Genomic DNA, 26,248 nt, shown 5'->3' with positions numbered 1-26,248 from the left:
TAGCCCCGGAAACGGCGTTATAACGCGTTATAACGGGGGTATAAGCTGTTCGGTATAGATTCGGACGGGGCACACCGACAAATCGCACAGACGGTGATTTAGGACGCCCCCAGATATTCGGTAGCGTACCAGTCGTTTAACCCCGGTTGACTGGCCGGATCGTCGATCCATGACCGGAGCTGACGGACGAAGTTGTCCACCTGCTGATGTATCTCGACGAGATAGGACAGCGTATTCGGGTGCGCAGGGTAGGGAGGGGGATCGTCCAGTGGGTAGACACCTGGGCCCATTCCGAAATCCTGCCTCGCCAGTTCGTCGCATTTATCCCTTATCCGGTGAGCGGTGGATAAACAAAATTTGATCCCCGTACAGCTCGGTGATGCCCTCGCCGACCGGATGCTGCCTTGCCCCAAGGCTGCGGTTGTTTCCGTCCGCGCCGTTCGAAGCGCCTGGTAACTTAAATCATCCGGCACCCGGCCTTTCATGCGTTCTTGCATGCCTTCGTAATATTTGGACATCACGTTTGCGTCACTCCGAACATATCCCTCCAGAGCGCGGGCCGTTTCGATGGCGTCGCGCCCGCTGGCGATGCCGTCCTGGATGATGTTGCGGATCACTTCGCCTGCGCCGTTTGACGTGTCCCATATGCGATCTGACAGCTTCATGCCGTAGCTGGTTCGCTCGATGTGGGCGCGGACCGCTGCTTCATTTACCCGTACAAACATTTGTTCCAGGCCGCTTTTGGTGATACGGGGGATGGAAATTTTTTGCGTCATCAAATCGATGGTAACGGCTCTGTTGAATCGGCTTCCGATCTCCACCGCAGCCGCGATATGGCCGTGCAGCGTCTTCGTAAGGTTTTCTCGCAGTTCGGTAATCAGATAACGGAGTTGGCCTTCGATGGCACCAAGCAGCCAGTCGTCCGCCGGGCCAGAACCTCCTTGCCGCAGCGTGTCGGCAATCGCGTCGGCCAGCCGGGTGAACAACTTGCGAATTTCCGGGTCTTGGCGCAGCCGCAGCTCTAGCCACGCTTGCCGGGCCTTGAGCGCTTCGGGCGCATATTCACCTGTAATTCGTTTGATTTGATTGATCTCGTTGCGATTCATTCCCGTTTCGCTCCCTGCCTGGCCTGTGCCTCAAACAGTGCCTTATTGCCGGTCACCAGCGCGAAGTCAATCAAGGCGTCGCGGATCACGTTGTCACTTTCCTTGGCGATCCAGTCAGCGGCAGGCTCAAGGTCGCATTCCGGCGACCAGTATTCCTTTTGCTCAGACGGCACCCGGATAAAGTAGGGCGTCCCGAAGAAGCCGCGTGGCTCGATCATGACCACGTAGGCCAGCGATCCGACAGGCAGACCGTAATTGAGCGTGTCCGAAATAATCATAACCGGCTGCATCAGATGGTATTTCATGCGGCACCGCCTTTCTTAAGCTCCTTTTTGATCGCATTGATTTCGCCGAGTCCCAGCGCACCGTCGGCCAGGCGTTCACGTTCCACAAGGTTCTTGATGATCCGCTGACGCTCGGTATCCGCTTTGGGATCGTCGGAATCATACTCCTGCATGGTCGGGATGTAGGCCCGCAGGAATTCGGCGGCAGAATCGGCGCTCAAGAACCGGCCTTGAATGGCCGTGTTCAGCCCTTGCGTCAGGGCGTTGATCGTGTCGGCCAGCTCCTTCTCGTCGCGTGGGTCAATCTCTTCCCATTCAAGCGACGTGGCGAACGTTTCGAATTCCTGGCCGGTGTCTGCTTTGGTCATCGCTAGCACCACGCGGGCAAGCCGCTGCCAGTTGCTCGCAAAGTCAGCTCGCTTGCGGCTGATATTGCGGACGAATACCGGCATTTGCTCCTGGACGCTGGACAAGCTGCTGGGCGTGTGTACGCCCAGGACGAATTCCGGTGTCTCCGACACAGCCACGATGCAATAATAAATCAGCTTCAGCAGGCTTGCCGCATCGCCGGTGGAGCTGCGAACTTCGATGAAGCCCGCGTCCTCGCCCTCGGTCATAATCAAAAATTCTTTACCATCCAGGGAGATGGTGCCTCCCTCCTGGGCGTACTTGGCCGGGTCTTCGATCCCAAAGTTATTTCGAAGGAACGCGGCCACGTCCTTGAGGTTGAATTTCAAGCGCGGCGTGGAATGCATCTTGCTTCCTTGCAGCGCATGCAGCATAACATCGTGATACGCCTTTAAAAATGGCTCGATGGCTTCCAGCTCACTTTGCCCAAACAGGCGCGTTTCGTCCTTTTCATTGGCAAAGTGTTCGATTGGGATGAAGCCGAGTAAATTTGGCTCTTCGTGTTCTGAAGGAAAGCCAGGGATCGTATCGCCTTCCAGGCGAATCCTCCGCCGTTCGGCGCTGATCCATTGCGTGACCTTTGTGTTCCTGCGGTTCCCGTTTTCGTCTGTCCATTCCATGTTGGACACCAGGACGTATTCCTCGATCTGGCCCGTCATCGGGTTACGGTTAATCGAATTCACTTCCTCGTTCGGAATGATCGTATATACAAGACGCGACCCGGTTTCGGGATACAGAGCTGCATCCGTCGTTTCACGCCTGATCCAGACAAAACAGTCACCTTCAAGCAGCGCCTTTTTGTGCGTCCGGTTCATTTTAGAGGTTTGCTCGGAGAAAAATTTGTTCACAACCTCTTTCGCCTCCCCATCTTCCGAGTGGAAAGAGGGGACCCCCATAAAACCAGCCTTGACGTTGATGATCGGCCTACAAAAACCCGCACCAAGTTTGTACTGCTCGGCATCATTGTCGTAAAGGCTGCGAGCTAGGGCGTAATCGACCCGGCGACTATCCAGCTTGTAGCTGGAGAAACCCAGGCCAACCATTGCGCTAACCCGGCTGCGCAGCTTGGAGATTTCGCCAACAGCGTGCCGCCACCATGCGCCTAACCCCATATTCTCAACCTCCTAAACACGCCAAGCAGCTTGTTATCCAGGACGCCCGTGCTTTTCGCAATCGTCCGGCAAGCTTCCAAAGCGTCCGGCCCGTCGTCGTGTGCGCCCATCGGGAATTGTTTAAGCTGCTCCAGCAGCCGCTTATGACGTGCATCAAATTTGATGTACTTGTTCTTCACATCCGGCTGGAGTGTTTGAATGCGCATCGTTTTATCGGTGTTCTGATTCACTTCCTCGATAGGGAGATACAGCCCCAGCTCGGCGGACTTCTCCGCGATCTTCTCTTTCAAAAACCATTGGAACTGGTTCGTCTCACAACCCAGCTTGGTGTAGCCGCGCCCGAAACTCATGCGCAGCCAGCGCTCCTTTTCCATGACATCGGTTATGATAGCGTCGGGGTGCCGCCGTTCGATGTCGGCGTCCAGCACGTACATGTAGCCGGTCCGTGTATGTTTGGCAAGCGTCAGGATCGTCGAGAAGTCGCTTTTTTTGGTCTTGCCCAGGGACGGATCGACAAACCCGAAAAACTCGAAGCCGACCGTAAAGTCCAGGGCCAGCGGGTTGTAAAAGTCGAGCCATTCTTCGTTGAACAGGCAATCCTCCGGGTTGATCGGTTCGTTCTGTTCCTCGGAGTTGAACGACGCTTCGCCCTCGACGACCTTCATCACCATGAGGTCGTAATAGGAGAGCTTCGCTTCCCAAAGGACTTGTGTTCCAGCCAGCATATCCTCCCGGTGATCCTGGAAGTAGGCAAGAGCGTCTTGCTCCCGGCTTTCGTTATCCAGGTCGGTCAGGATCAATTCCCACGCGTCCCACAAGTCTTTGCGAGGCGAGAAGGAGAGGACAGCCTTATATTTTCGCGTCTTATAGCCTGGATTGCGCAGGATGTTCGCCAGCAAGCTGTCATAGTGCAAGATAGTGCCGATATAAAACACGTCCGTATATGTATCCCCGGACTTGCTAACCGCCTTGAAAAACCAGTTTGACAGCTTTTTCCGTTGCTGTGGCGTCAGGACGTTTTCGTCGTTCTCAATGTCGTCGAGCAGAATTAAGTCAGGACGCCAATTCTTATGCTTCCGGCCCCGGACTTTTTTGCCGCTGCCGATGGCTTCGATCTTGATTCCGGTGCTGGTCAGGATGACATCGTTCCGCCAAACTTTGCCCTTGAGGTCGCCGAAGTCCTCCCGGATCGCGGCGTTTTCCTCGAATTCATCGCGGATCAGTTCCAAGAATCCCTCGGCCTGATCGGAGCTGTCGGAGAGGATCAGCACATACCGCTTGTATTCATAGAGCGTTGCATGGGCAGCGTCTTTGAATGTGACGTTCGTTGACTTGGCGTGACCACGCGGGGCGGCGATGGCTTGTTTGCTGCCCGGTTGCTGGTTGACCTTCTTGGCCGCTTCGCTGTCAATAGGGACAACGCCCTTCAGGACGCCTTTCGTCCATAGCTCGTCTAACTCGCGGTGAAACTCCGGCGTTTCCCGGTTAAAGTAGTGACCAAAATACGCCTTGCCGAAATACTCCAGGTCGAGCGCTCCGAGCTTCCGGCGCAAACCCTGCTTCCCGGTCAGCGGCTTGCCGTCCCGGAACTGCTTGCGCAGTTCCAGGCGCTCGGGCGACTCGTCCCGATATAAATACACCTCCAAGAGCTGCCGAATGGCTTTCGTCTCCTGGAGGGCGGCGTTATCCGTTTTTTTGGCAAAATCCTTTAGAATACTCATGCGTCACCTCCGGCGGGCATGCTTCGCCACCCGGCTGCCTTATTGGGCGCTGGTTGTGGCTTGCATGTGTTCCCGGCGATCAGTCCGGCCCTGCCGTAACAAGGTGCCGCTTCATTCCGGTGCCTGTTCAATCATTTCGATACCAAAATCAATTTCCTTCGGTTCCCCGAACAACGTCAGCCGCACCCGCGCCCGGCCCTTGCGCCGATCCACACGCACGATCTGTCCTTCCATACTCTTCAGCGGTCCGTCGATGACAGTGATCCGGTCGCCGTCGTGTACCTTGGACACCCCGATCAGCTGGCTATCCTCGCACCATTTGAGGACGTGGGCCATTTCCTTGAACGGCACAGCGGCGGGGTCCGGTCTGCCCAGGACTTCGATCACGCCGTCCGGGCCGATCATTTTGTAATAGCTTTCATTGTCTAGCAATGTGTAAGCGAACACGTACCCCGGAAACAAAAGACGAGACACTTCCTTCATACTGCCTTGTCGTCGTTCCATCAGCTTCCGCCGAGGGACCAGCGTTCGGATATGCGGCGCGGTACGGGCGAGCCTCTTCTGGACGTTCAGCTCTTCGCCGGTCAGGACGTGGAGGACGTACCAGTTCATTCTTCATCCGCCTCCAAACGTTCGGCCACCCGATTGGCAACCTGGATCAATCGTTCGCACAGCTCTGGCTCGACGCCCTCCAGCTCTGCGTAAACCTCTTTCTTAAATTCATCCAGCGCTATTTTCGTTTTCTCGGCCAAGTCGGCCTTGATCTTGTCCTTGTATATTTTAGTGCGAGACAGGGCAACCATGACGCGGGCCGCTTTGTCCAGTGGCATGTCGTCCCATTCTTCTTGGGCCTGGGCGAATTTCTTCGTCAACTCTCCGGCCATGATCTGCAAGCCGCCCTCGGTGTAATCCGCGTCCGGGTTTTTCTTGATCAGCTCGATCAGCGCCTTGGTCTGTTCCTGGGCTTCCTGAAGCCGCTGGGTCGCCCGGCCCACACGGAGGGCATAGCGACCGACAGAGCTTTTCGAGACTTCAAAGCCCTGATCATACAGGAATTCAGCGATTTCGTAATACGTGTATTTGGTGTCCAGCAGCATGGCGTCCACCTGGTCCTTTAAATGGATCGGTAATTCGTCCACCTTAGAGCGCACACGCCGCTTTTTATGTTGGTCGCCCATCTCAGATCGCCACTCCCGGATCGTCGGGAACGGAGCCTTCCAGGAGGTCAATGCCTTCTACCGTCAAGCGGATCACAGCATCATTGGCATAGGCGTTGTAGCTGTTGATACGGTCGTTTGTAAATTCGATGTATCCCTTGCCGACCAGATAATCCAAGTGCTTGGATATGTCCGGGCTGATAATGACGCCATCGTTCACCATCACATTTACAAGCTGGCGGCACAACAAAGAATTGTTGTGCCCTTTTGCCAGGCTCCGCATGATGTATCCGCGAACCGCTTTGTTGTGCTGAACGCCGCGATAAGTCTGTTCATCCATTGCGGCCACCTCCGATCATGCTGTCGTGTATTTTGTCGAGCTTTTTGTCCACGTTGTTCATGGTCCTGATGAAATCTTCCCTAGTTGTATAGATAAAGGGAAGATCAGAGCGGAGGTCGTCCAGCTCTTTTTCAAGGTTATCCACGCGCTGGGCATTTTCTTTGATTTGCCCTTTGATCTCGGTCATCGACGTTTTCAAAAAATAACCTATGACGCCGATCCCTAGTGTCGTAGCCAATTGCAACAACCAATTGAACTCCACGCTTTTATACCTCCCGCATCTCCAGCGCTTCGGATATGACAGCGTTTTGCTTTAGCTCCAAAACCTTCGCCTCAATTGTCGTTTTGATGTATTTTTCGAAATCGCCGAGCGTGGACTTAAGCGCGTTGAGATAGTCCGGCTCCATCGTGCGTACGATTTCGCCGTAGGCTTGCTTGGCGAGAGCGGTAAGGTCTTCCTTCGTTGCCTGGCCGTTTTTCACGGCGCGCCGCAGCTCCTTGGCTGTCGTCTGCTCGATGGTCTTGACCGTTTTCGTCGCCACGTCATCAAGTCGGGCTATTGCCGCCTGGGCGAGCGCCCGCTGATCGTCGTTCGCGATTTTCGCCGCTTCGGCAGAAACCTTGGCCTTCGCCTTACGGAGGTAATACAGAGCATAGGACGACAACAACGTCAAAACCGCCAAAGCCAGATTTAACAATATGTCTTGCGCCATTTCTTGCATGCGATCCTCTCCTTGAATGAAATAAAAAAAGCTACCGAGTGGTTTTCACCTACTGGTAGCTTATAACAACGCTTATGATCATTTTAGACGGGGAACCCCTTAGTTTCACCGCCGCATTACAGTAATTCAAAAAGGTCTAACTGATTTTCATCTCTTTCCGGCTCGGGGGTTAACCCTTCGCAAATTTCCCGAACACGTTTCTCGCTCAAATTATACTTTTTGGCGAGATGATGGGAGTTGCTGACCTTATATTCCTCTCTGATCCGCCGATCCCGAATCGGTCTTAGAAAGAAGTCGGATGATGGAATATAGAGGATGTCCCCCTTGGAATAATTCGCTAGCTTAATGAGGTTTTCGAGGCCAATTAAATCGGCAATAGGCCGGTATCGTTCTGGGATCAAGTCCGGCGTAAGCTCTTTAACCCAATCCTCCAAAGGGTACTCACCTCCCCATTATAGCAGATTTGAAAAAATGTCAACTCAAACGGTGATCCCTTTTTCCTTGCGGTATTGGATCACTAACGTGCGCCAAAAATCCATGCTACCGGTCTTGGTGTCCATGTGGTCAGCGTAATATTTCGCTGCCTCTTTAGCCCATTCCGGGGCGGGAATATCTCGTTGTTTCTCCAGTTCCTCGATGCGTTCGGCTTGCTTTTTGACAGTGGCTTGCAGTTCCGTAAATGCTTTCTTTTCAGTTGCTGTCATGGGTTGATCTTCCTCCTTAATATCGTATTGATATAAATTCCAGTCGTTCATGAGACGGATCAGCTTATCGGCATAAGTCGGATCAGTGGCGTAACCGGCTTCGGCGATCTCACACGCCGCCGTCCGTCCATCGGCGCCCAATACCTTCCGATATTTGTTCCTGTCCCAGCTCACGCCGTTCACGATCAGGGCCGAGTGGTCGGCGACCGATTCGCCCCAATTGTTGTATTTACGAAATGGGGCGTTGACAGTAATCCACTTTCCACCGGAAAATTCCTTCGTCGGCATGGTGACGCTACCTGCCGTTCCTTTACCCTTGATACCGAACAGGTTATTCGCTTGGACAGTCAAGCTGCTATTGCCATCGGCGGATTCGAGTATCCCTTGGGCAATGGTCAGGGAGGCGGGAACCCCACTGATATGCATATCCGCAATAGCGAAAGGTGCAAGTTTACGTATAAATTCAGCTCGCGTTAATTTTGCCACTTTCCGATCCCTCCTTGGTGAATGTAAAGCCATACATGAGCAAAATTTGCCGGTCTGTCGGAACGCTCTCGAAAAATTCCGAATTTGCGGAGATTGGCGTGTCCCGGATCAGGCCGACCAGGCGCTTGATATTGGCCTGGGTAACAGCGATCCCGCGCGCCTTTAAGGTCGCTTCAATGTCCTTTAGCTTAAGCACCACTTCCAACTTCGTCTTGATGATCGGTTCCATTGCTAACACCGCCTTTTGAATTCAATATGTTTCGTACTTCCTGCACCAGCTCGGACCGGCTCATGGTGGAGTACCCTTTGACCTTATTTTTCTGGCAAGCCCGGCGTAAATGTGTGATCGGCCAGTCTTCCAACTTGCCCATGTCGATGATTACAGGCGAACCTTCTGGCTTGCGTGGTTCGGCGAGAAAGGCGACCATATCCGCAAAGGATGCCGTGATCAGGTCTGCAAAACCATACATCACGTCAAATTCACCAGTAGGGAACCGGCCCGGCTGATAGATTACCAGGCGCTTTCCGCAACCTTTAGCATATCCCGCTTCAAGGTGCGCCGATCTTCCGGCAGGCAGCAGCAGGACCACCGCATCCGCCCAATCCAGCCACTTTTTATCCTCGTTAAACGCCCTACGTGCCTGGTCGTGCTGCAAGAAACTAATCGCGTCCAGTTCTTCCAAGCCTGCAAACTCGGAATAATGAAACACAAATCGCCCGCGTGAATCGTCGGTAAAATCATCTACTTGAAATCCGACTTCCCGCAATTGAGCGGCAAGTGTCTGGACCTGCTCGGCATTCTTCCAAGAAGATGCGATATAGATTTTGTTCATGCTTCTCACCGTCCTTTATTCGTTGGCATTGGTGACCACCATCTCGATCACCTTGTTATTCTTGATAAGATGGCTTTTCAACAAGCGGAATGAAGACCAGTAGGGTTCATAATGGGTGTATTTGCTCTTAGCCTCCATTTCCTTCAGCATCTTTTTGGAGATTTTCTTCAAATCCGCTTTGTCCTTTTTGGTCATCATGTCCTTGGTTCGCGGGCAGAAGAATCGGCGACGTTCCTCGCAATCCTCAATCCACCATTTGCCTTCTATGACACCGTTCACGTAAACGGCAATCACATTTCGGAACTGGCCGTACCTTCGCAAAACGAGTGATACATAATAGCCGTCACAAATCAACTCAACCCGGTCGTAAAAATCATGTAGCTTTTTTTCAATGTCCTTCCAGTCTTGCGGAGTGATGGGGCGATTTATCCGCTCCCCTTGAGTTGTTTCTTCCATTATTTGCAACACTCCCTTGTCATTTATTTTGAGAACTTGGCACGAAGTGAATATCGATTCGTCGCGCCTGGGGATCATAACTGATCGTCTCGATCTGACGAGCAGCGGGCTGCTGCCGCACCTGTAGCAGCAGGCTTTCCAGGCTAACCGCAGCGCTTAAGGCCGTAAGGTTGGCCGAAGGGAATAGGACGAAACATAAGTCCGGGTCCCTTTGCTGCGCGAATAAAATCGGATCACTTTTCTGTTGGCGCGTTTCTTGTTTCCCCCAAGGCATAGTGAGACCTCCTTTTAATCGGATGTTTCTTCCATTGATGCAAAGAATACGCCATCATGCTCGATCTTCGGGTCTCCACAGAAAGGGCAATAATGAGGTTCAGAAAAACGCTTTACATAAAACGTTTCCTCACAGTCTACACATTCGTATTTTTCATACATCCCCAGTTGCATGCGCAAGTAAATCGCCTCCTTTGCCATTTATTTTGAGAAACCGAAGAACGGCCCGTTTGTTTTCAGTGCGAACGACTAGCACGTAACATCGCAGGTCATAGCTCCAGCGGATCAACCGACGTTCCAATTTCAACTGGTCGCAAATATTGAATAAATGATGACGCCTAACGGCTATGATATGGGCTGCTCCAGTCGTATCCGTCAACACCGAGGGGGTCATCATGACAGCAGCTCCTTGAAACGATAATTCAGCGCCAGCGGGTCTTCGCCTTCGGCTAGCAGCATTTTGCCCAGATACTTCTTGCCCTTCGGGCTTTTCGTCTTCTCGAACAACCGGCCTGCCGTCGCTTCAGAAAGGAAGCCAATCAATTCATGGAAGTATTCGCTGGTGTACACGATGGGAAGCTGCTTGCGATAACGGTAATCAACAATGCCATAAAATTCCCTGATCCAATTGTCCTTTTGGCTCTCCTTGCAAACGTCGTCCACGACGAGCAAATCGCAGTTGTATATTTTCTGGCGGATGTCCTCCACCATGTATGCCTCGTCCTCTTTGCTGTAATAAGCGAACCATTCCGTGAAGCTTTGCACCCAATTGAAAAAGAGGGGATGAACGCCCAGTTCAATAAGCGGGGCGACCATCGCCGTTACCAGGTGCGTTTTCCCGCTACCGGAGGTTCCCAGCAGCCCAAACCAAGGGACACCTTTCAAGCCCTGTCCCTTCTTGATCCGGGCGACTAGGCCGTCCGAATATTCGCGGGCCAACTCGTAGGCATTCAAGACGCGGGGGTCCGCGCCGTCCAGGACAAAGTTGTCAAATGTCTTGTACAGCGCGTCCTCACTCATATTCGTTGACTTCATGAGCCGTTGCAGCTTCTTGCGTTCCATGCATTCGCACTGATACCAGACGTTTCGTTCGGCGTTGAAGACGATCCCTTCGTCCCGGCACTTCGGGCAATCAAAGACCGGAGAGTCTTCGACGGAAGGCTTCTTGGGCGTCTGCGTCGCGCCCTGGGCTCGCAGCGCCTCGATTCTTTGCAGCAGGTCGGGGAGGTATTGGCCGATTGCTTCCATGAGCTACGCCTCCTTTTTGGTTCCGCTTGTTCCGCATGATACCCCGAGTGTAATCCTCCCGGTGGGTTGGATATTTCTCGATATGTGTTGACAGGGATTGGATTACGACATCAGCATCGAATTTGTCCCAATATTCATATTCGCGTTGCTTAATGTTCTCGGAGATTTTCCCCGAGCGACGGGTGAAGCGTATCGTTTCCCAATACACTTCAATAACTAACTTCTGCGCTGGCGTGTATCTATCAAGTAGGTTCGACACTTGGGCGTTCCTCCTTTCGTGTGTCGTTGATTTTCCAAAAATAGAGGCGGGAAAACAACTCCATTTCCCGCGTCCATGTGGCTGCTGATCCGTCTTTCAGGCGCTCATATAAAACCTGGTAATCAATGATGTTGGATTTCGCTTTATCCATGATGACGGTTCTGCTCCGTGCGCAGAACGCCTTTCAAGGATTCGATCAGCGTCGTCGCCTGGCCGAATTGCAGCCATTCCAGGCGGGCGACGCCGCAGTACTTTTTCATGAATGCCTGAAGGCGTTTCGGATTGTCCGCCCAGCCTAAATCACGCTCCAGGGTTCGAATTTTGTGGAGCTGCTCCGGTGTCGCCATACCAGGACGACGGGTGGAAGTGGTTGGTGGCTGCGGCTTTCCGGCGATCCGGTTTAGCTCGTCGATCAGCCGGTTAGCCTGGACAACGGTCAGGGCAGACGTGCTGCGCTGGCCTGTCAGGCGCTCCACCACATCGCGTAGCAACCCTTCATCAAAACCCAACTCGCCCGCCAGCGCCCATATTTTGCGGTTTTGCTCGGGAGTCCGCTTCTCCAAGCCCGCCCGGCTCATTGCTCATACTCCAGTCCGACGCCGATCTGATCTTCAACAAACACGGATTTTCGAACCCGTGCGAGCTGCTCCGGTGTCAATTTGGAGAAGAAACGGTCAATCAACTGCGTATTTTTGATCTGACGGATCACGTCAAGCTCTTCCTCGCATTCGCCGGTGATGCCCACACTCTCCAAAACTCTTTTGTCCTTGAGGTAATCGCCTTTAAGCTTCTTTTTCACGGACTTAATCGTCGTCGCATCCAATCCCAATCCTGCCAGCACATCATCCAGGGTTTGGCCGTCGGTAGAAAAATCATCTTTGAATAGGGCAATCAGTGCCGCCTTAAACCTCGTTTCCGTTGTGTATTTGATTTTCTCTTCGCGAACGATCTTCGACTTAGCCTTTTCGCCCATGACTTCGATCAGCGTGGTATAATCATCGATCTCGAATTTCTCCTTTTGCGCCACGTTGAAATGTCCGTCGTTGCCGAAGATTTGCAGCCACTTCAAATTTTTGTTGTCCATGACTTCGACCGCTGCCGCCTGTAATTCGGCTTTGATCGCGTCCAGCCGCTTTTCGTCTTCCTTGATTTTCCTATCAAGCTGGATGCCTTCGTCCACCAGTTCGGCCAGTCCGGCTAGGCGTTCATTCGTCATTCCGCCGCGCCTCCTTGCAGCGCCCCAGCCAGCCGGGCATCGAAGACTTGGGCGACCATGTTTTCCGCGCATGTCGCACAGACGAAGCGACCGTAATAGACGACCAGTTCCTTGTCGGATTGGCAGAAGAGGCAACTTCCTTCCGTGCGTTGCAGCAGGATCGAGCCGTCCTCGCTATCGACGATGATCTTGAACCGCTCGCCGCCTGCCAGGCCGTACTCCCTGCGGAGTGCCGCCGGAAGGGTGACGGAGCCGCCTTTGCTGATTTTCTTGTTGAATTCTTTCATTCAGAAATTCCTCCTTTTGTCATTATGCGAAACCCCGTCGATATTCCCTAGGTAAACAAATGCTTCCGCACCTGTTAGACTGATGAAGAGAAAGGAGGGGAAACGCTTTGGATTTTGAGAAAATCAGGCTTGAATCGCTTCAAGAGGTTTCCAGCGCCTTGAAGGATGTCGAACCCGGTATTGCCAAGCTTGCAAACTCGATGATGAACCTGTCATCCAAGGTAACGAAGCTCATGCTAATCAAGTACCACGAAGAGCTGAAGAAGCAGGAACAAGAATAACCGTGCTCCCGAAGCCGTCGTTTGGCAGAACGGCGGCTTTTTACTTCATGGATCGCTCAAGGGCGTCAGCTAGTTCCCCGGCCAATTTATCAACCGACCGCCTCAAACGCTCTTCTGGGAAAATCTGCTGATGCAGGACATAGATCACGCCCGTTCCTTTGTCGATCCCAGCAACAGTTATGCCACATTCATCACGCGAAACGGCCATATCCAGCGTCTTTCCGTCAAGATCGGACCACTCAAAACTTGGCATGTCATTCAGGTTGCCGAAAACCTTATGATGACTGGATTCGAGTTGATCGCTCATTCATTCCCCTCCCTTGGTGTGATCTCGCCCCGGAGCAATCCGGGGCTATATAGTAAGCGGCGGGAATTAGATGCCGCGAAACCTTATTGATTGTCAAAGCGCCTTAAAGCATCATCTTTCGTCCACGGTTTATAAGGATCACTCGATCCGTCCAGCGCTGCACCGAGCCACCAGGCCAACATGTCCAGGCGCAAATTGCTCCTGTCCTCGTAACCATCCACAAACAACCAAGCCGGTCGCCCGTCCTTTACATATGACGCTACGCCATTAGTGCGATAGAGGAAGTCCGCGTCGACGATGGTTACGCTCTCCAGATGTTTCATGGCATTGATGTGCTGAATGTGGTCGTCAATCACGGTGTATAGACTGGGGGCGATTAAGTCGCGTATGTCGTCCTCGTCGATACCAGCCATGATAGCGACCGGCTTGATTGGAGTCGGGAAGCTCTTGATGTGTGCGAGGACTTCATACAAGCGGGCAACCCTGCTAATCGGTAATGCGTTATTCATTGAAATTCCTCCTTGGTCACAGCATCATCATGCTGCTGGCTTTAATAATCGTGTCCAGCGAAATGGTGCCTCCGCCGTCCTCTCGATGGACACGCAGCACGTTGTCGAGTGTTCGGGCGAGCAGCCGGAAGCAGCCGGTTTTGCTGTTGGTGCCGCGAACGACCATTTCTTCCAGGGCGTCCGCTTCGAACGGGAAGCCCTCCAGGTAGTCGCGGACTTCTTTTTCTGTGAGGCCGACAAGCGCCGTCCGGGCATCCACCCGGTTCGCGAAGCGCTCCAGATAGCCTTTAATCAGCGACTCCAGCTTTGGCTCCCCGGCGATAACCAGGCCGACGCGGGCGTCGCCGTAAATGGAGCGGAGAATTTCCATTTTTTTCTGCGTGTACTTATTGATCAACTTGTCGGCCTCATCCACAATCAGCAGATACCCCTTATTGACTTCAAAAAATTGAATGATTCCCTGTTTCTTGCGGTAAATGCTGCCGGGGGTGGGCGGGATGCCGAGAGCGGCTTCGATGGAATCGATCAGGTCCTTGCAACCCATGGAATCGTCGCATTCGATGTAAGCGACACGTTGCATTTTTGCGTAATGCTTGAGCACGTGGCTTTTGCCGAAGCCGGTTTTACCCGTAACGACGCCAAGCTTGCTGTACTCCTGGCATTCGGTGCATAAACCGAGGATATCGCGGGCATCGTGACCAGCAAAAAACCTAGGGGCGACCATCGGAATTGCAGACCTTGCAGTTACCTGACTATGTTCGTTCAAAAACTTGGCAACCGCCGGTTCCAGCTTTGTGTTTTCGGCATCGTACTTACCCGATAAAAAGCGGGATAGGGCCGGTCTGGATACGCCCATAGCCTTTGCCAATTCCGTGATGGTGTTTTGGGTCTGGCTCATGTATTCATTCATGCGGACAACAAGGTCCGTCTTGATCGTGTACAGCTTCGTGGCTTCCATTGCCATTTTAAAATCCCTCCGTCAGCCGAGTTCCTTCAGCTTCGCCAAGGCTTTCTCGGCACGTTTTTGGTAAAAATCGTTCTCTACAGCAGCGGGACGAGCCTTTTTGCTGCGAATTTCTTCCTTATATTGTTTATCCTGCGGCAGTGCCACCACTTTGGACGATTTCCCTGTAGGTTGACCAATAAACATGCCTGCAAGGTTTCCCTGGGCGTCGATATGCTGCCCGATCCGCTCTTCCAGTGGGGTGGTCAGCTCCTTCAGGCGTTGTTTGTCCGCCTTGAGTTGCTGACTTTGCGCCCGCTTGTGTTCTTCCAGCGCCTTTTGCGGTGCGCGCGGGGCGATCTGGAGCAACTCTTGGCTTTCGGCCTCGCAAATTTTGTCACCGGTGATCCGGTCGTACACATACAGCCGGGTAACATCGTTAGCGTCCCATTTGATATTCACGTAATCGTCGATATAGGCGTCAAGTTCAGGCGCGCGATATTCGTATCCGAACCGGCGAATACCAACTTGATAGACGCGGACCCTTTCTTCAGCCTGCATCAGCCATGTGGCGGCGACCGATCTTGGCGGAACCGCTGTGAAGTACCGCTCGGCGTTCTGGAACACTTCCAGCGGCGTATGCCATTGTTCGCCCTGATCCTTCAGGCCCCGGTGCTGCCGGGTGTGATATTCCTCGTCGCGCCATTTACGCCAGAGGGTGCAAAGTTCATCCATCGTGATCAGTTCGCCGCGCTCCAGCATTCCCGGAATGTCCTTCTTGATCTTGCTGGATGTGCGCGATCCGGTCAGGGTGCCGGTGTAACTAAGCAGCCACTTCTCGAACCGGTTGACCAGTGTCAGGAAGAAACGCTCGATAGCCGCCTTGCCCCAAGGTTGATAGGGCAAGGAACGAAAATCGTCCTGGATACCGATGCTGCGGTAGAAGCCGATGGCTTCACTGTCTAGGCTAATCCGCTCGGTCCGCTTGCGGCCTGTCAGGGTCTCGGCAGTGAAATCCTTGCCGTTGTCGATCTTGATCCATTGCGGAACGCCGCCGACTTCGTTATAAATCATGTTGAGCAAGGACTGCTTAATGGCCTGGGCGCTCGGCGTGTGACAAATGATATCGCCGACGATGCAGCGGCTTCGCGTGTCAATCCAGGCGACCAGGATCGGCTTAATCGCGGTTTTCTTGCCGTTAGGGTGCGTATACTCGACCCAAACGTCAAACGTGTGACCATCGCCTTGCACCAAGCCCATAACAGGCACGGATTGCATATCTTGCAGCGCCTTGCGCAGCTTTTTATTCCGATACATTCGTTCGCCTTTTTCGGCCAGGAAATGCGCGTTTTTATAGCGTTTGACTTCCATCAAATAACCGATGTAACGCGCTACCGTTGGGTAACTAGGATAGTCCCACCCATTGGCCGAGGCTACTTGCTTCAGCTTGGTGTATAGCATGTCAATTGTGCCCTGGTTCTCCGCAAAGCGTTTGTCAAACCATAGGTTTTCGATCCAGGCTTTCATCGCATCGGAGAGCGACGGAAACGTGAAAGTCTCCTTCGGCTTTCGGCATAGCGCCAGGACCTTTAAATAATCGTAGTTTTTGCCGTCCTGCTTCCCGAGTTTGAGCGCCCAAGCGCTTGCTTCAAGGTAAGCTTGTGAATACCGGTAAAGCGTGCGCTGGCTCATGCCGAGCTTGGCGGCAAATTCTTCGGAAAACCCCGTCCGGTCGCGGTCGGCATAGTTCAAAAATTCCTGGATGTTCTTTGCCAGCTCGACCGCTTCATAGTACCTTTTGCCAAATTTCTTGATATAGCCATCCAGATCGGCGTCGATGTACCATGGCACATCTTCCGAGCTAGTTCGTTCCTTGATCACAACGTCCTCTCCCTCGATGCTTTGCCTTTCCTTGCAGGTTCTACGCGCCTTTTTCGAGAGAGAGGATAGCGAGATAAGGACTCGAGGCTTTCCACCGCTTGGAGTCTGTTCGTATTTTGTCTTGAAGGCATCGGGGTTACGTTGAATTTTCTTCTTTATAGCTTCGTAACTTGCACCCTCAAGCCCGGCGGCTTCTTCCAACGTGATGAAGGTTTCGGCCAAATCTCTCCCTCCTTTCCAGAATTGAGCGCACATGCTAGAATGGAGGGGAATAGTTTTCTAACTATTCAAGGTACGGGGGGAGCGTCCAACTTTGAGCGGTGGGAGCGCCCCTTTTCCATGTCCGCAAACCTCGTTTTGTCTTCCTCTCCTTACTGATGTGCTCGTCATCGTGTCAAACCTCCTGTTGCTCTTCCTCCAGCGACTTCCGCGCCTCTTCGGCCATCCGTTCCGCTTTCGCCTTCTGCTCCAGCAAGAACGCCTCCACTTCATTCAGGTAATTCATTTTGCTATTGGCGTAAGCCAGGAATTCCTTGATGTCGATTTCGAGCTGTGTCCGTTGTTGCTGGATGTTGCCGAGCTGCTCTTCATTCGCTTTGATAATTGTTTCAATGAAGATGCCAGTCGAATGACGTGTGAAGCGGTCAATGCCGTTCACCATCTCGCCGATCTGTTGAAATCCATTCTTATAGGCGCTCAACATTTCAGCATTCTCGACGAATTTCACTTTATTCGTCAAAGCTTTTCACTCCTTATGCGATGTGCTGACGGACAATTTCGGGGTCAATATCCAACACTGCAAGGATTCGAGGAAGGTATTTTTTGCCCGGTCGCTCACCGTGAAGAATATAGTTCAAATAGACCTTGGTTGTTCCGACCTCTTGCGCAAGTTGCAACTGAGTCATTCCTTTATCCAGCAGTCGTTTTCTGATAATCACCCCGAGTGGAGTCAGCTTCCTTTTTTCCAACTGCTATCACTCCTTCCATGCTGCATTGTCGTGATGTGATGACGCCTCCTACTATTACCTGGTTTGCGCCCCCCCTTTCCAGGGCAGAATAAATCTATGTCAAGCAACAAGCTGTTTGCTTGCTGCGTAAACAATCAGTGATATTCGGTTTTCAAAGAGCAGTAAGCGCCGAACATACTTGCGCTGTTTGGGAATCGTGATGTCTGCTATAATTTCTTAGATGATTAATTTGTTAATCTAACTTAATTATAGTTGCGATATCGAAACAAGTCAACCTTTTTCGATTCGTTTTCGCAACTGACTAAGTAATTTTATATGGGAGAGGTTCGATATGGAAACAATCGGTCAAAGACTGCGTTTTTTGCGAAATAAACACAATTTAACCCAAGAAAAGGTCGCGGAGATGATCGGTAAAAAGAAAGGGAATATAAGCAATTATGAGAGTGATAGCTACGAGCCTTCCGCACAAACAATAATTGCTATCTGCCGACTCTTTAACGTTTCTTCGGACTGGTTTTTAACAGGAGAAGAAAGTGTTTCGAAATCAGAACAAACCTCTGGATTCGATATCGAAACATCCGATGTCGATTATCAGCTAATCAATAAAATTCAGCAACTATCCGAAAAAGAGAAACTGAAAGTCGAAGGGTATATTGACGCTATTCTCGGAGGAAGCCCCCAACACCAAAGAGTGGGGATGTCATCCAAATTGATGAATGGAGAAGAAGCCGCCGCTAAGGATGTGGGCTAATTTTTTCGCCTGTTTTGATTAACTTGTTAATCTTTTTTTTAGTCGCAAAGACCCTGTTTTTGTAGTAAAATAGTTCCAGTTACATAGCAAAATTGGCATCAAAGAAGTATAGTAAATCGTCAATGCGAGGGAGGTGTTTTTTTGAAAGGTGAAGTTCAAGTTAGACGCGGCGTGACACAAGCTAAGTTTAACGATACTGCTTCAAATTGGTTGTATGGTGAAATATTCGTAATATCTGTCGCCATCATCATTTTCACCGGATCGTGGGTTTTGTTCGGAATCTCCTTGATCGGAATGATTGTCTTGACTGTAATTCGACGACTCGCGGTCGTTCTTATGGTTCTACTCTCACTGTTTTGGGCAATTATCGGTGGTGTTATAGGCTTGCATCTAGGAGGAATTGCCGCTGCGATTGTCATTGGAGTAATCGCGCTGCTTGTTACTGGGGGGTTACATATAAGGGCACTCGAATGGATAGATGACATGGACAAAAAAAAGGGCGTATAACAACGCCTTTTTTAACTTCTTTTTTCAGGATAATTTGTTAGTTTTTTTGTGCAGAATTGTGTCCCATTGCTCAAGGCTGATTTTAGGCGGTGAAAAACGCCGAAAACCCGCGTCATTACTGCAATGGGACCAATTCTTCAACATTCGGCGTTTTGTCCCATTCATTTCTGCAACTTTTCCAGTGGATCGGAGACAAAACGTTACTAAACGCCTTGAATGTTGTAACGCCAAAAACCCTTTGACATAGCGGTTTTTTAAGTTTTTACATATCGTAAGAACGACTTTTAACCCTTGATAACGCAACGTTCTAACGCGGCGGCGTTTTTGATCTAGCAATTCTGTTCGATCAACTCTCGACGAAATCACGAAACGCCCGAATCCCATTATGCAGCAAGGGTTTCTGGCGTTTTTGTGGCAAATCCGTTTTTTTTATTTTCCGTGTTCGATGTTCTCAAGATAGTTGTCACGCTCATTCGTTCTTCATCCCACCTAAACCCGCATAGAATCAGGATTTCCCGCCATTTCCCACGCCTTTTTTGGATATCTCATGTTTGTCATTTATTCTGATAACGTACATCTTCAAACTCCATCCGGTAGATATCCGGTTTCGTTGTGCTTAACAAAAAATCGAAATCGTACTTACTGTTGAAATATCTCATCATTAATGTCATGACCAGTCCATGTGTGCCAATTACGATCTTTTTTCCTTGGTTTTCCTCTATTATCTTCTTCAAAACACCAATAGCCCGGTTCATACACATCGCACTGGACTCTCCTCCAGGCAATGAATAGTCGGGATCACCAATCATCTTTTTTACTTCGGGATATAATTCCTGATCAGTCATTATCCGATTTTCGTTTGAAAATTCCAATTCCCTTAACTCTTCAAAAAGTAATATTTCTTTATCATAACACTTCGCTAATTCCTCGATGGTTAACACGGCTCTCCTATAAGGACTCGATACAAATACATCTATTCCTTCATTTTTAAGTATTTCCGTGATTCTTTTTGCATCAGACCATCCTTTGTCCGTCAGCCCGCGAGTTCTCTCATTATTTTCCGTTTTTGGGGACTCTCCATGTCTCACCATATAAATATATGTTTTCATACAACCTCCGACTTGAAATATTTGAAATATCTTCTTCACTTAAACGTACCCTTTAAGAAAAATGTTTTCTATATCCTTCAACCTTTTCATCTTTAAATCCTAATTTCTCATAAAAAGCATGTGCTTCTTTTCTATGTCCACCAGACACAAAAATTATATAATAACAGCTTCTTTCCTTAGCTATTGTTTCAATATTTGTCATCAATTTTTTCCCGATTCCTTGTTTACGAACACGATTGGAAACTACGACATTCTCAATTACCATAAAAGGTCTGCATTCCCCTGCTATATCCTGGAAAATAATCCCCATAACTGACCCTACTAATTCATTTTTTTTAAAAGCTCCAAGTATATAATAATTATCGTTACTTTTAATGCTTTCAAATGCTTCAACCAATTTCTCAAAATTGGTCTGTCTATCAATAAGTTCCTCGTAGAGCATACACAAATCCTTTAAGTCATCTCTAGTGATTTGTCTTATTGTTATCATTGAATCAGTCCCTTCTTCCTGATTATACCATTCTAAGTAGCAGGTCTAGTTTAAAAAATTCAAAGAGCAGCCCTCATCAGAGAGCTGCTCTTTGTTGATATCATAACAGAAATCTAATAGAAAGTGCACCAAAAAACCTTATCTGCCTGATCTTTTATTTCAGAAATTTCCGTTATAATCATCCTAATGTCAGTATCGTTTCTGCCAATAAACTTGTTTTCATCTACATTATAATACTGATAAAAAGTTACTTTATATGTCCCGTTGTTGATATTTATTTGATTTTTCGCGCAATTATGATCCGGGACCTGTTCATCTTCAAATTGCGCGGACATTGTTAAACAATCATAGTCCACAATATAAAGTTTGTTGTCTGTTACTTTTATGTATCCTTCTGCCTTCCTGAAGCACTCTTCATCGGCTATTTCCGTTTCCGGACCTATGATTACATCTATATTCCATGAATGTTCAATTCCTTCGTTTGTCATTTGGTACACTAATATATTTTCGTTTATCATTTCACTACTAAAATGCTGCAGCAGTTCTACCAACTCCCAGTCTTCATTTACAAAGGACTTGTAATTCTGAGCGTTGACTAACCCTATAAAGCTTGTATCACCGTACTCTAAGTAAATATTCATGAAAGGCCCCCTCCCTAGTTCTTTGATTTTTAATGCTCAAATGCTCAAATCACCGATGAGCAAGAATATTTACTAATTTCCCAAATGGGTCTCGAACATAAAATCGCCTAACCCCCCAAGGTTCATCCGCAGGCCCGTACTCTATTGGAAATCCAGATTCCTTCATTCGTTTATATGCAAAATCGACATCATCAACTTCAACGGATAAATCAGGTGTGGGAGTCCCAGAACCTCCCTCTGAAGCAAAAGAGATTTGTACTTTCATTGCTTCATCAGATCCGTATGTTGCAATCCAACCCTGATCCATTAATAAATTTAGTCCCAACACTTCCTGGTAAAAGTATTTAGCTTTTTCAATCTGCTCTGTATGGATGTTGGTCACTATCCTTTTGACGATCATCATCATTAGCCTCCATTTACACTTATAAGCTTCTTAAATAGTCTTTAGTTCTTGTTAATTCCGACCATCTAGCCGAAAGAAATTTTGCATAGTTTAAAGGGCTGATGCCATAAGTTCCAAGAGAATGCCCGTCGTTGATCTCGACCAATTTCATATTTCCTTCCCGATCCATTCCAAAGTCCATGCCATAAGCAACCGGCGCATCGGTAAAATCTCTAACCGCACTTTTTACAACACTTAAATCTAATTTTGAATCCCAAGCGCCTTTATAATATCTGATATCCAGTATTTGGCCGTAGCGAATAAAACAACGCCACTCCGTTATAAAATCAACAATTTCCGAACACCAAATATTCGTAACCTCGTTTTCTTCCATTAATCCTATAAAATCTCTATATTCTTTGACAACTTTTCCAGCAAACTTCTTTGTTGTGTCCTTCGGTTTTATAAAAACATTCCAATTCTCTTTGTTCTCAAAAAGTTCCTGAATCGTTGTAGTCCAAATTTTTCTGCCAAAATAACCGGATAAGGAAGTTGGATAATCGATCTCCCCATGATTTCTTTCAAATCCCAAAATTTCGAGACGTTTTCTCACGTTGCCAATTCCGCCAACTACGATATCTTCAGGATTATGTTCTTTAATTTCTTGGACGTCATAAAACTTAATTGTCTCCCACCCGAAAGAAGTGAAGCCTTCATTAGCGATAAATGCATTTACATTGTAGAAGTCCCCATTCTTGTCTGCCTGTATGTATGCTCTCATCCATTGATACCTCTCAATTCTCCATATAACTAATCAAATACAAAATACATATGCACGGCTTCTATTTTTTCATTCTCATCAACAACAAAATCCGCAAAAAATCCAAGCTCGCCTTGGCGAAATCCGTATACCTTCGAATTTGGTTTGTTTTCCAGTACAGTAGTATCCAAATATTTAATATTGGGGTAAGCATTTAGTAAAGTATTTAAAGAATCCCCGACTTTAATTCCTTCCGACGTTGCATATTTGTTACTGCTTAATTCAATTTCAGATAACCAAAGTTCTTCAGCCGATTTTCCCAACAATTTCAATGTTAGCCCATCATATTCAAGGGTCTTGCTATACATCCCGCTAAAAGTATCCGCCCCGTCTCCGAGCGGCTCTGGTGTGGTTTCCTTTAATGGTTTGCCCAAAACCTCTCGAACCGATTTTTCATCATTCCGCAACTGAATTAAAGAAGATTCATCCGTCTTAATGGAATAATAATTGTCTTCTTGAATAGAAGGCACCGGGTCATTGGAGGGGGCAGTAATTTCAGAAGTTGGTACAGTACGATTGGAGGTTTCTTCATTAGACGAGCAACTTGTCAATGTAATGACTGTTACCATAAATCCAAAGATTATGAAATTCTTCATAAGAGACCTCCTTTAGTTGTATTTGCCGGAAAAATATTCTTTAGTAAAGCAACTGTGCTACTTCATTATATTCCAAAGTGTATAACACATTGATTAGTTTCTAAGGCGGTGTTTATTACCTCTATTAATTTGCTTAATGATTCGATTAATTCATTTCGTGTAACTGATATCTTTTCGTAGTGCCCTTCATCTGACCCTGCTTCCCAACCGTAATTTCCGGTAATAATAAACTCTGGAGGAGCGTTCAAAAAAAGTTCCTTCCAAGATGAAATAATATTCTTAAAAGTATTCAGACTCTCTTTATCCCGGATTATCGTATACCCATATAAATCCAATCCAAATCCATGAAAGGCATCACTTGGTCCCCTAGATTTAATCCATGCCAGAGAATCACTAATATAATTAATAAAATCATCATTTATTGAAACCTGAGGCAAAACTTCAATTCCATTAATAACAATTCTTTTTTTATCCCATGTCACATTTTCTAAAGTTGCTCGTTCATCCCCAACTATAAATTCATGATATGGCATGCAATTATTCCTCCTTTCAGGTTAACTCTCGTAATCTTATTCTTGTACAAACCAATTCTTCATTTTAATTATCATTTCACTTGCTATATCACTGTCTCTTTGGTTAAGCCATCTAAATAGCGGTCCTTCAATAAAATCCAACAATTCTACACGGGTCTCTTTGAGACATTTGTATATTTCCTCGTAAGTATAATCGATAAAAATTACGGGATGATTTGAACTTGGATCGTACGAACATACTCTAATATAATTATCATAATAAATAATGCCTCAATCTTTTCACTTATCCATGTAGGACACTCAATACGCGGTTCGACAATTACAGCTTTGGTGAATAATTTATTCATAAAGCTTCACTTCCTTTCTGCACGCTGTAAGCCCAATGCCTTAGATTCACTCATTACTAACACAATAGGCTGCCTTAAACGGCAGCCTATTTCTGGTTATGGCAATTTATTTACTTGCGGAGAGAATGAACTTCTCCAGTGATCCTGTGTTGGTAATGCTGTGATTGCATCCTTGGTTATCCAGACATACGTAATGCCCAAAAATAGAAATATTATCCGGTGAGGCATTGGCAGGTTTGGTCTTGACCGAGAAAAAGGCAAGCTCTTGATGCCGATTGCAGAACAGGCAATATCCTTTCTTGTTGGTCGGCGTAATTCTGCCCTCGATGCCGATGAACCGACCTTCGAACGGATATACAATGAATAACTTGTTCGTGGCGATATCCACCCAACCCAGATACGTCACAAAACGAAAGTCGATGGATTGTAAATCCGGCACTTTCAGCTTCTTATTTTTAGGGAATAACTTCTGAATTTGCTTCGGCGTAATCGGTGGAAAAGGCTCCAGGTACGCTTCCAAGGCGCTAAGATATCTCTGAAAATCATATGCCGTCTCGAAGGTCGAGATTTGTCCCAGCATCTTCTTTTGATCCTCTGTCAGAACCGGAAATGCTTCAACAATGTTCGCTACGGCACTATACCTTACGGTTTCCAAGACACTCCGATCCGCAACGGTCCGCAAAGTTTTCTGAAGAAATTCCGCTTGTTTCTTAATCACGTTAAATTGGTGGTTTCTAATAAATGGTGTACTCATAGCTTTCAGCCCCTTATTTATTTTGAAAGATAATCAATAAGGTGCAAAGCCTGTTATTAGAAACGATAAAGTTTAAGTTTGGGCGATCCAATTCATCCTATCACGCCCCACGCAAAGTATCGCCCCAAATCAGGCTTTGCATGAGGACTCCCTAGCTAATGAGCAATTCAGTATTGCCACCGGTCCTACCCCCAATCACATATCATACGCAAAGTATAGCAGCAAGTCCCGGGAGGCGCAATTTTTTTCGGTGGATGGATTAAATGTATCTCCTCAGACCAACATTCTTCCTAATTTTCACAATAACTTGATCTTTAGAAGTGTGGTAAACCAAGGTTTTATCTGTACTATTTTGACCGGCCGTGTCATGAATACTTTCTTTCTAGTGCATCCTTGAATACTTTAATGGGTTTTTGATAATCAATGGGCTTGTAGATCAATGAGTTTAGCCAGGCACTCAGATCAAAAGTGTAATCAAACTCTGCATTTCTACTATAGCGTAACATTTCTGTCATCGTTGCCAAAACACTTTTATCATTGGTAATACCTATCCTAACTTCTCCGGCTTCAAACAAATATTGTTCAACCACACTTTTCTTTATCCCCTCTAGCTGTAAATACTCTTTAAGTTCGGATTTGAATTTTTCCTGCAGTTTGCTTAATTGCGAACTCCGAATCCCATCGAGGATCAAACATAATCGACTTGAGTTATTGACAAAGATGATATGTTTTCTTTTTAGCTGCAATATATTAACATGCCAACAAAATAGCGGATCAACCTCACCTATGTCAACTGGATCTACCTTCATATCTTTTAATAGTTTTTGAGTGAATCTAAATGCTAGCACAACGTTCCCTCCTCGTTATTTTGAACCGGTATCCCATAACGTTGTTGCATTCCCGATACATCTATCAATAAGTTCATTCCATTCATTCAATAATCAGTTTGATGAGTTCTTCTTCTTCAAACATCTTCAATACTCTCTCACGATTTCAGTGAATTCTTCCAATCCTCGAACGATTGCCATGATTCAATTTGCGGCACTCTGATATAGCGCTCTCCAAATTCTTCCTCAATTCTTTCTTCAAGCTCAGGATCATTGTCAATGTAATCTCCCAACATCTCTACTTCCCCGGTCTGCAAATCAAAATAATATTTCATTTCATGTCCCGTATGCTCACTGGCAAAGACTATTTCTTCAAACTGATGCGCTGTTAATTTGATTTCTCCCACTTCAAATTCCACCTTAGTTCTCGCCCCCATTCATTTTCTTAAAAAATGCAGTAATGGGCGGTTTCGCCCAAAAAGAGGAAGAGGGGGAAATCCCACGAAATGCAAAAGTGCATGCGATTTTCGTCGAAATGCCTCGAAAGGAGCGGCTCAACTGCAAAAATATGCAGTTCATTTCCGATTATAAGCTGCTTTTTTTATCCAATAGTCGCAAATGAGATGTATTTTTGCACTTCAACCGCTCAAAAGCAGAAATTTGCGGAAATTCAAATGTACTTTTGCATTTGATCCCATCGAACCTTCCTTCTTCCCATGAAAAACGAGCAAACTATTGAAACTGATTCATGAAGTCGCTGTCAAAGTCGGGAAGTTTCCCACTCTGACACAACGTTCTGATTGGAAATATCCAATTGAATTGGAAACTCAATGGCAGATACGGAAGTTAGATTGGAAATTTCCAATTGATCTGGCTCTGCACCGTGCAAAATAGGCGATTGGAGCAAATTCTATTGGATATTCTCCAATGAGAGTACCAAATTGCAATTGATACCGTCAATCTATTGGATTTTTTCCAATGAGAGGTGGC

Annotated in this window: 40 protein-coding genes; 3 read left to right on the top strand and 37 right to left on the bottom strand. The window is 47.9% G+C overall.

The features are described 5' to 3' along the window. Window positions 1-98: 98 nt before the first annotated feature. The 21 genes from NYE74_RS10685 to NYE74_RS10585 form a co-directional block, all read right to left on the bottom strand. On the bottom strand, window positions 99-1,106 hold the full coding sequence (locus tag NYE74_RS10685; protein ID WP_036625981.1) for a hypothetical protein: 1,008 nt from the start codon (window positions 1,104-1,106) through the stop codon (window positions 99-101). After that, window positions 1,103-1,411, bottom strand: a complete 309-nt coding sequence (locus tag NYE74_RS10680; protein WP_036625984.1) for a hypothetical protein — start codon at window positions 1,409-1,411, stop codon at window positions 1,103-1,105. The genes NYE74_RS10685 and NYE74_RS10680 overlap by 4 nt, the downstream gene beginning before the upstream one ends. Beyond that, window positions 1,408-2,910, bottom strand: coding sequence for a phage portal protein (locus NYE74_RS10675; RefSeq protein ID WP_036625985.1), 1,503 nt, complete (start codon window positions 2,908-2,910; stop codon window positions 1,408-1,410). Before NYE74_RS10675 ends, NYE74_RS10680 begins: the two co-directional genes overlap by 4 nt. After that, window positions 2,901-4,631 carry a phage terminase large subunit gene (terL, locus tag NYE74_RS10670; RefSeq protein ID WP_036625987.1) on the bottom strand — a complete coding sequence of 577 codons (1,731 nt, stop codon included), beginning with the start codon at window positions 4,629-4,631 and terminating at the stop codon, window positions 2,901-2,903. The genes NYE74_RS10675 and terL overlap by 10 nt, the downstream gene beginning before the upstream one ends. A gap of 111 nt (window positions 4,632-4,742) precedes the next feature. Beyond that, entirely contained in the window at window positions 4,743-5,243 is a 501-nt protein-coding gene (loaP, locus tag NYE74_RS10665) for an antiterminator LoaP (RefSeq protein WP_036625990.1), read from the bottom strand. Beyond that, window positions 5,240-5,809 carry a phage protein Gp27 family protein gene (locus NYE74_RS10660; protein ID WP_036625992.1) on the bottom strand — a complete coding sequence of 190 codons (570 nt, stop codon included), beginning with the start codon at window positions 5,807-5,809 and terminating at the stop codon, window positions 5,240-5,242. The genes loaP and NYE74_RS10660 overlap by 4 nt, the downstream gene beginning before the upstream one ends. 1 nt (window position 5,810) lies before the next feature. After that, a complete protein-coding gene (locus NYE74_RS10655) occupies window positions 5,811-6,128 on the bottom strand; it encodes a hypothetical protein (RefSeq protein WP_036625994.1) in 318 nt (105 codons plus the stop codon). Further along, the gene (locus tag NYE74_RS10650; RefSeq protein ID WP_036625995.1) at window positions 6,121-6,390 is read right to left on the bottom strand and encodes an ATP synthase subunit D; all 270 of its coding nucleotides are present in this window, start codon (window positions 6,388-6,390) and stop codon (window positions 6,121-6,123) included. Before NYE74_RS10650 ends, NYE74_RS10655 begins: the two co-directional genes overlap by 8 nt. 4 nt (window positions 6,391-6,394) lie before the next feature. Next, window positions 6,395-6,850, bottom strand: coding sequence for a hypothetical protein (locus NYE74_RS10645; RefSeq protein WP_036625998.1), 456 nt, complete (start codon window positions 6,848-6,850; stop codon window positions 6,395-6,397). Window positions 6,851-6,966: 116 nt separating this feature from the next. Next, window positions 6,967-7,284, bottom strand: a complete 318-nt coding sequence (locus NYE74_RS10640) for a Mor transcription activator family protein (protein ID WP_036626000.1) — start codon at window positions 7,282-7,284, stop codon at window positions 6,967-6,969. Window positions 7,285-7,329: 45 nt separating this feature from the next. Next, the gene (locus NYE74_RS10635; protein ID WP_036626001.1) at window positions 7,330-8,040 is read right to left on the bottom strand and encodes a glycoside hydrolase family 73 protein; all 711 of its coding nucleotides are present in this window, start codon (window positions 8,038-8,040) and stop codon (window positions 7,330-7,332) included. Beyond that, window positions 8,018-8,269: a hypothetical protein gene (locus NYE74_RS10630; protein WP_036626003.1), complete on the bottom strand. Its 252-nt coding sequence runs from the start codon at window positions 8,267-8,269 to the stop codon at window positions 8,018-8,020. Before NYE74_RS10630 ends, NYE74_RS10635 begins: the two co-directional genes overlap by 23 nt. After that, window positions 8,229-8,873: a hypothetical protein gene (locus NYE74_RS10625; protein ID WP_063836331.1), complete on the bottom strand. Its 645-nt coding sequence runs from the start codon at window positions 8,871-8,873 to the stop codon at window positions 8,229-8,231. The genes NYE74_RS10630 and NYE74_RS10625 overlap by 41 nt, the downstream gene beginning before the upstream one ends. 15 nt (window positions 8,874-8,888) lie before the next feature. Next, window positions 8,889-9,329 carry a hypothetical protein gene (locus NYE74_RS10620; RefSeq protein ID WP_051985699.1) on the bottom strand — a complete coding sequence of 147 codons (441 nt, stop codon included), beginning with the start codon at window positions 9,327-9,329 and terminating at the stop codon, window positions 8,889-8,891. A gap of 19 nt (window positions 9,330-9,348) precedes the next feature. Continuing rightward, window positions 9,349-9,603 carry a hypothetical protein gene (locus NYE74_RS10615; protein WP_036626007.1) on the bottom strand — a complete coding sequence of 85 codons (255 nt, stop codon included), beginning with the start codon at window positions 9,601-9,603 and terminating at the stop codon, window positions 9,349-9,351. Window positions 9,604-9,617: 14 nt separating this feature from the next. Further along, the gene (locus NYE74_RS10610; RefSeq protein WP_164815235.1) at window positions 9,618-9,782 is read right to left on the bottom strand and encodes a hypothetical protein; all 165 of its coding nucleotides are present in this window, start codon (window positions 9,780-9,782) and stop codon (window positions 9,618-9,620) included. A 213-nt stretch (window positions 9,783-9,995) separates the two neighbouring features. Further along, window positions 9,996-10,850 (bottom strand): ATP-binding protein, encoded by an 855-nt coding sequence (locus NYE74_RS10605; RefSeq protein WP_036626009.1) that lies wholly within the window; start codon window positions 10,848-10,850, stop codon window positions 9,996-9,998. Window positions 10,851-11,092: 242 nt separating this feature from the next. Continuing rightward, the gene (locus tag NYE74_RS10600; protein ID WP_164815236.1) at window positions 11,093-11,260 is read right to left on the bottom strand and encodes a hypothetical protein; all 168 of its coding nucleotides are present in this window, start codon (window positions 11,258-11,260) and stop codon (window positions 11,093-11,095) included. After that, window positions 11,253-11,687 (bottom strand): regulatory protein GemA, encoded by a 435-nt coding sequence (locus tag NYE74_RS10595; RefSeq protein ID WP_036626011.1) that lies wholly within the window; start codon window positions 11,685-11,687, stop codon window positions 11,253-11,255. Before NYE74_RS10595 ends, NYE74_RS10600 begins: the two co-directional genes overlap by 8 nt. Continuing rightward, window positions 11,684-12,325 carry a hypothetical protein gene (locus NYE74_RS10590; protein WP_036626014.1) on the bottom strand — a complete coding sequence of 214 codons (642 nt, stop codon included), beginning with the start codon at window positions 12,323-12,325 and terminating at the stop codon, window positions 11,684-11,686. Before NYE74_RS10590 ends, NYE74_RS10595 begins: the two co-directional genes overlap by 4 nt. Beyond that, a complete protein-coding gene (locus NYE74_RS10585; protein WP_036626015.1) occupies window positions 12,322-12,612 on the bottom strand; it encodes an AbrB/MazE/SpoVT family DNA-binding domain-containing protein in 291 nt (96 codons plus the stop codon). The genes NYE74_RS10590 and NYE74_RS10585 overlap by 4 nt, the downstream gene beginning before the upstream one ends. A 107-nt stretch (window positions 12,613-12,719) precedes the next feature. On the opposite strand from NYE74_RS10585, the gene NYE74_RS10580 reads away from it, so the two are divergent. Beyond that, window positions 12,720-12,893: a hypothetical protein gene (locus NYE74_RS10580; RefSeq protein WP_164815237.1), complete on the top strand. Its 174-nt coding sequence runs from the start codon at window positions 12,720-12,722 to the stop codon at window positions 12,891-12,893. 40 nt (window positions 12,894-12,933) lie between these two features. Here NYE74_RS10580 and NYE74_RS10575 read toward each other — a convergent pair whose 3' ends face one another. From NYE74_RS10575 to NYE74_RS10550, 6 genes are all read right to left on the bottom strand, one after another. Then, complete coding sequence (locus NYE74_RS10575; protein ID WP_036626017.1) at window positions 12,934-13,200, bottom strand: hypothetical protein; 267 nt, start codon at window positions 13,198-13,200, stop codon at window positions 12,934-12,936. Window positions 13,201-13,283: 83 nt separating this feature from the next. Beyond that, a complete protein-coding gene (locus tag NYE74_RS10570; protein WP_036626019.1) occupies window positions 13,284-13,709 on the bottom strand; it encodes a hypothetical protein in 426 nt (141 codons plus the stop codon). A 16-nt stretch (window positions 13,710-13,725) separates the two neighbouring features. Continuing rightward, window positions 13,726-14,673 carry an AAA family ATPase gene (locus NYE74_RS10565; RefSeq protein WP_036626021.1) on the bottom strand — a complete coding sequence of 316 codons (948 nt, stop codon included), beginning with the start codon at window positions 14,671-14,673 and terminating at the stop codon, window positions 13,726-13,728. A 15-nt stretch (window positions 14,674-14,688) separates the two neighbouring features. Then, window positions 14,689-16,755 carry a Mu transposase C-terminal domain-containing protein gene (locus NYE74_RS10560; RefSeq protein ID WP_082207936.1) on the bottom strand — a complete coding sequence of 689 codons (2,067 nt, stop codon included), beginning with the start codon at window positions 16,753-16,755 and terminating at the stop codon, window positions 14,689-14,691. 172 nt (window positions 16,756-16,927) lie between these two features. Next, window positions 16,928-17,272, bottom strand: a complete 345-nt coding sequence (locus tag NYE74_RS10555; protein ID WP_036626023.1) for a hypothetical protein — start codon at window positions 17,270-17,272, stop codon at window positions 16,928-16,930. Window positions 17,273-17,285: 13 nt separating this feature from the next. Next, window positions 17,286-17,501, bottom strand: coding sequence for a helix-turn-helix domain-containing protein (locus NYE74_RS10550; protein WP_036626025.1), 216 nt, complete (start codon window positions 17,499-17,501; stop codon window positions 17,286-17,288). Between the two features lie 331 nt (window positions 17,502-17,832). Here NYE74_RS10550 and NYE74_RS10545 point away from each other — a divergent pair, with 331 nt between their 5' ends. Both NYE74_RS10545 and NYE74_RS10540 read left to right on the top strand, forming a co-directional pair. Further along, window positions 17,833-18,252, top strand: a complete 420-nt coding sequence (locus NYE74_RS10545) for a helix-turn-helix domain-containing protein (protein WP_051985701.1) — start codon at window positions 17,833-17,835, stop codon at window positions 18,250-18,252. 141 nt (window positions 18,253-18,393) lie between these two features. Next, window positions 18,394-18,759 carry a hypothetical protein gene (locus NYE74_RS10540; RefSeq protein WP_036626027.1) on the top strand — a complete coding sequence of 122 codons (366 nt, stop codon included), beginning with the start codon at window positions 18,394-18,396 and terminating at the stop codon, window positions 18,757-18,759. Between the two features lie 554 nt (window positions 18,760-19,313). Here NYE74_RS10540 and NYE74_RS10535 read toward each other — a convergent pair. The 10 genes from NYE74_RS10535 to NYE74_RS10490 all read right to left on the bottom strand — a co-directional run bounded on the left by NYE74_RS10535 (window position 19,314) and on the right by NYE74_RS10490 (window position 25,677). After that, entirely contained in the window at window positions 19,314-19,868 is a 555-nt protein-coding gene (locus NYE74_RS10535) for a histidine phosphatase family protein (protein ID WP_341004787.1), read from the bottom strand. A gap of 52 nt (window positions 19,869-19,920) precedes the next feature. Beyond that, entirely contained in the window at window positions 19,921-20,358 is a 438-nt protein-coding gene (locus tag NYE74_RS10530; protein ID WP_124333078.1) for a GNAT family N-acetyltransferase, read from the bottom strand. 113 nt (window positions 20,359-20,471) lie between these two features. After that, window positions 20,472-20,999: a hypothetical protein gene (locus tag NYE74_RS10525; RefSeq protein ID WP_124333077.1), complete on the bottom strand. Its 528-nt coding sequence runs from the start codon at window positions 20,997-20,999 to the stop codon at window positions 20,472-20,474. Between the two features lie 49 nt (window positions 21,000-21,048). Next, window positions 21,049-21,399 (bottom strand): VOC family protein, encoded by a 351-nt coding sequence (locus NYE74_RS10520; protein ID WP_124333135.1) that lies wholly within the window; start codon window positions 21,397-21,399, stop codon window positions 21,049-21,051. 22 nt (window positions 21,400-21,421) lie between these two features. Next, complete coding sequence (locus tag NYE74_RS10515; RefSeq protein ID WP_124333076.1) at window positions 21,422-22,162, bottom strand: ATP-grasp domain-containing protein; 741 nt, start codon at window positions 22,160-22,162, stop codon at window positions 21,422-21,424. A 29-nt stretch (window positions 22,163-22,191) separates the two neighbouring features. Next, complete coding sequence (locus NYE74_RS10510; RefSeq protein ID WP_316561022.1) at window positions 22,192-22,797, bottom strand: hypothetical protein; 606 nt, start codon at window positions 22,795-22,797, stop codon at window positions 22,192-22,194. Between the two features lie 65 nt (window positions 22,798-22,862). Beyond that, a complete protein-coding gene (locus tag NYE74_RS10505) occupies window positions 22,863-23,330 on the bottom strand; it encodes a hypothetical protein (protein WP_124333074.1) in 468 nt (155 codons plus the stop codon). 453 nt (window positions 23,331-23,783) lie between these two features. Then, window positions 23,784-24,431: a FusB/FusC family EF-G-binding protein gene (locus tag NYE74_RS10500; protein WP_316561021.1), complete on the bottom strand. Its 648-nt coding sequence runs from the start codon at window positions 24,429-24,431 to the stop codon at window positions 23,784-23,786. A gap of 365 nt (window positions 24,432-24,796) precedes the next feature. Further along, entirely contained in the window at window positions 24,797-25,279 is a 483-nt protein-coding gene (locus NYE74_RS10495; protein ID WP_124333072.1) for a DUF6933 domain-containing protein, read from the bottom strand. Between the two features lie 137 nt (window positions 25,280-25,416). Next, complete coding sequence (locus NYE74_RS10490; RefSeq protein ID WP_124333071.1) at window positions 25,417-25,677, bottom strand: hypothetical protein; 261 nt, start codon at window positions 25,675-25,677, stop codon at window positions 25,417-25,419. Window positions 25,678-26,248 lie beyond the last annotated feature (571 nt).

The organism is Paenibacillus sp. FSL P4-0127, from assembly GCF_038007325.1.
Lineage (GTDB): Bacteria > Bacillota > Bacilli > Paenibacillales > Paenibacillaceae > Fontibacillus > Fontibacillus macerans.
The sequence above is the reverse complement of the archived record's forward strand: the minus strand, read 5'-3'. Positions and strand labels throughout refer to the sequence as shown.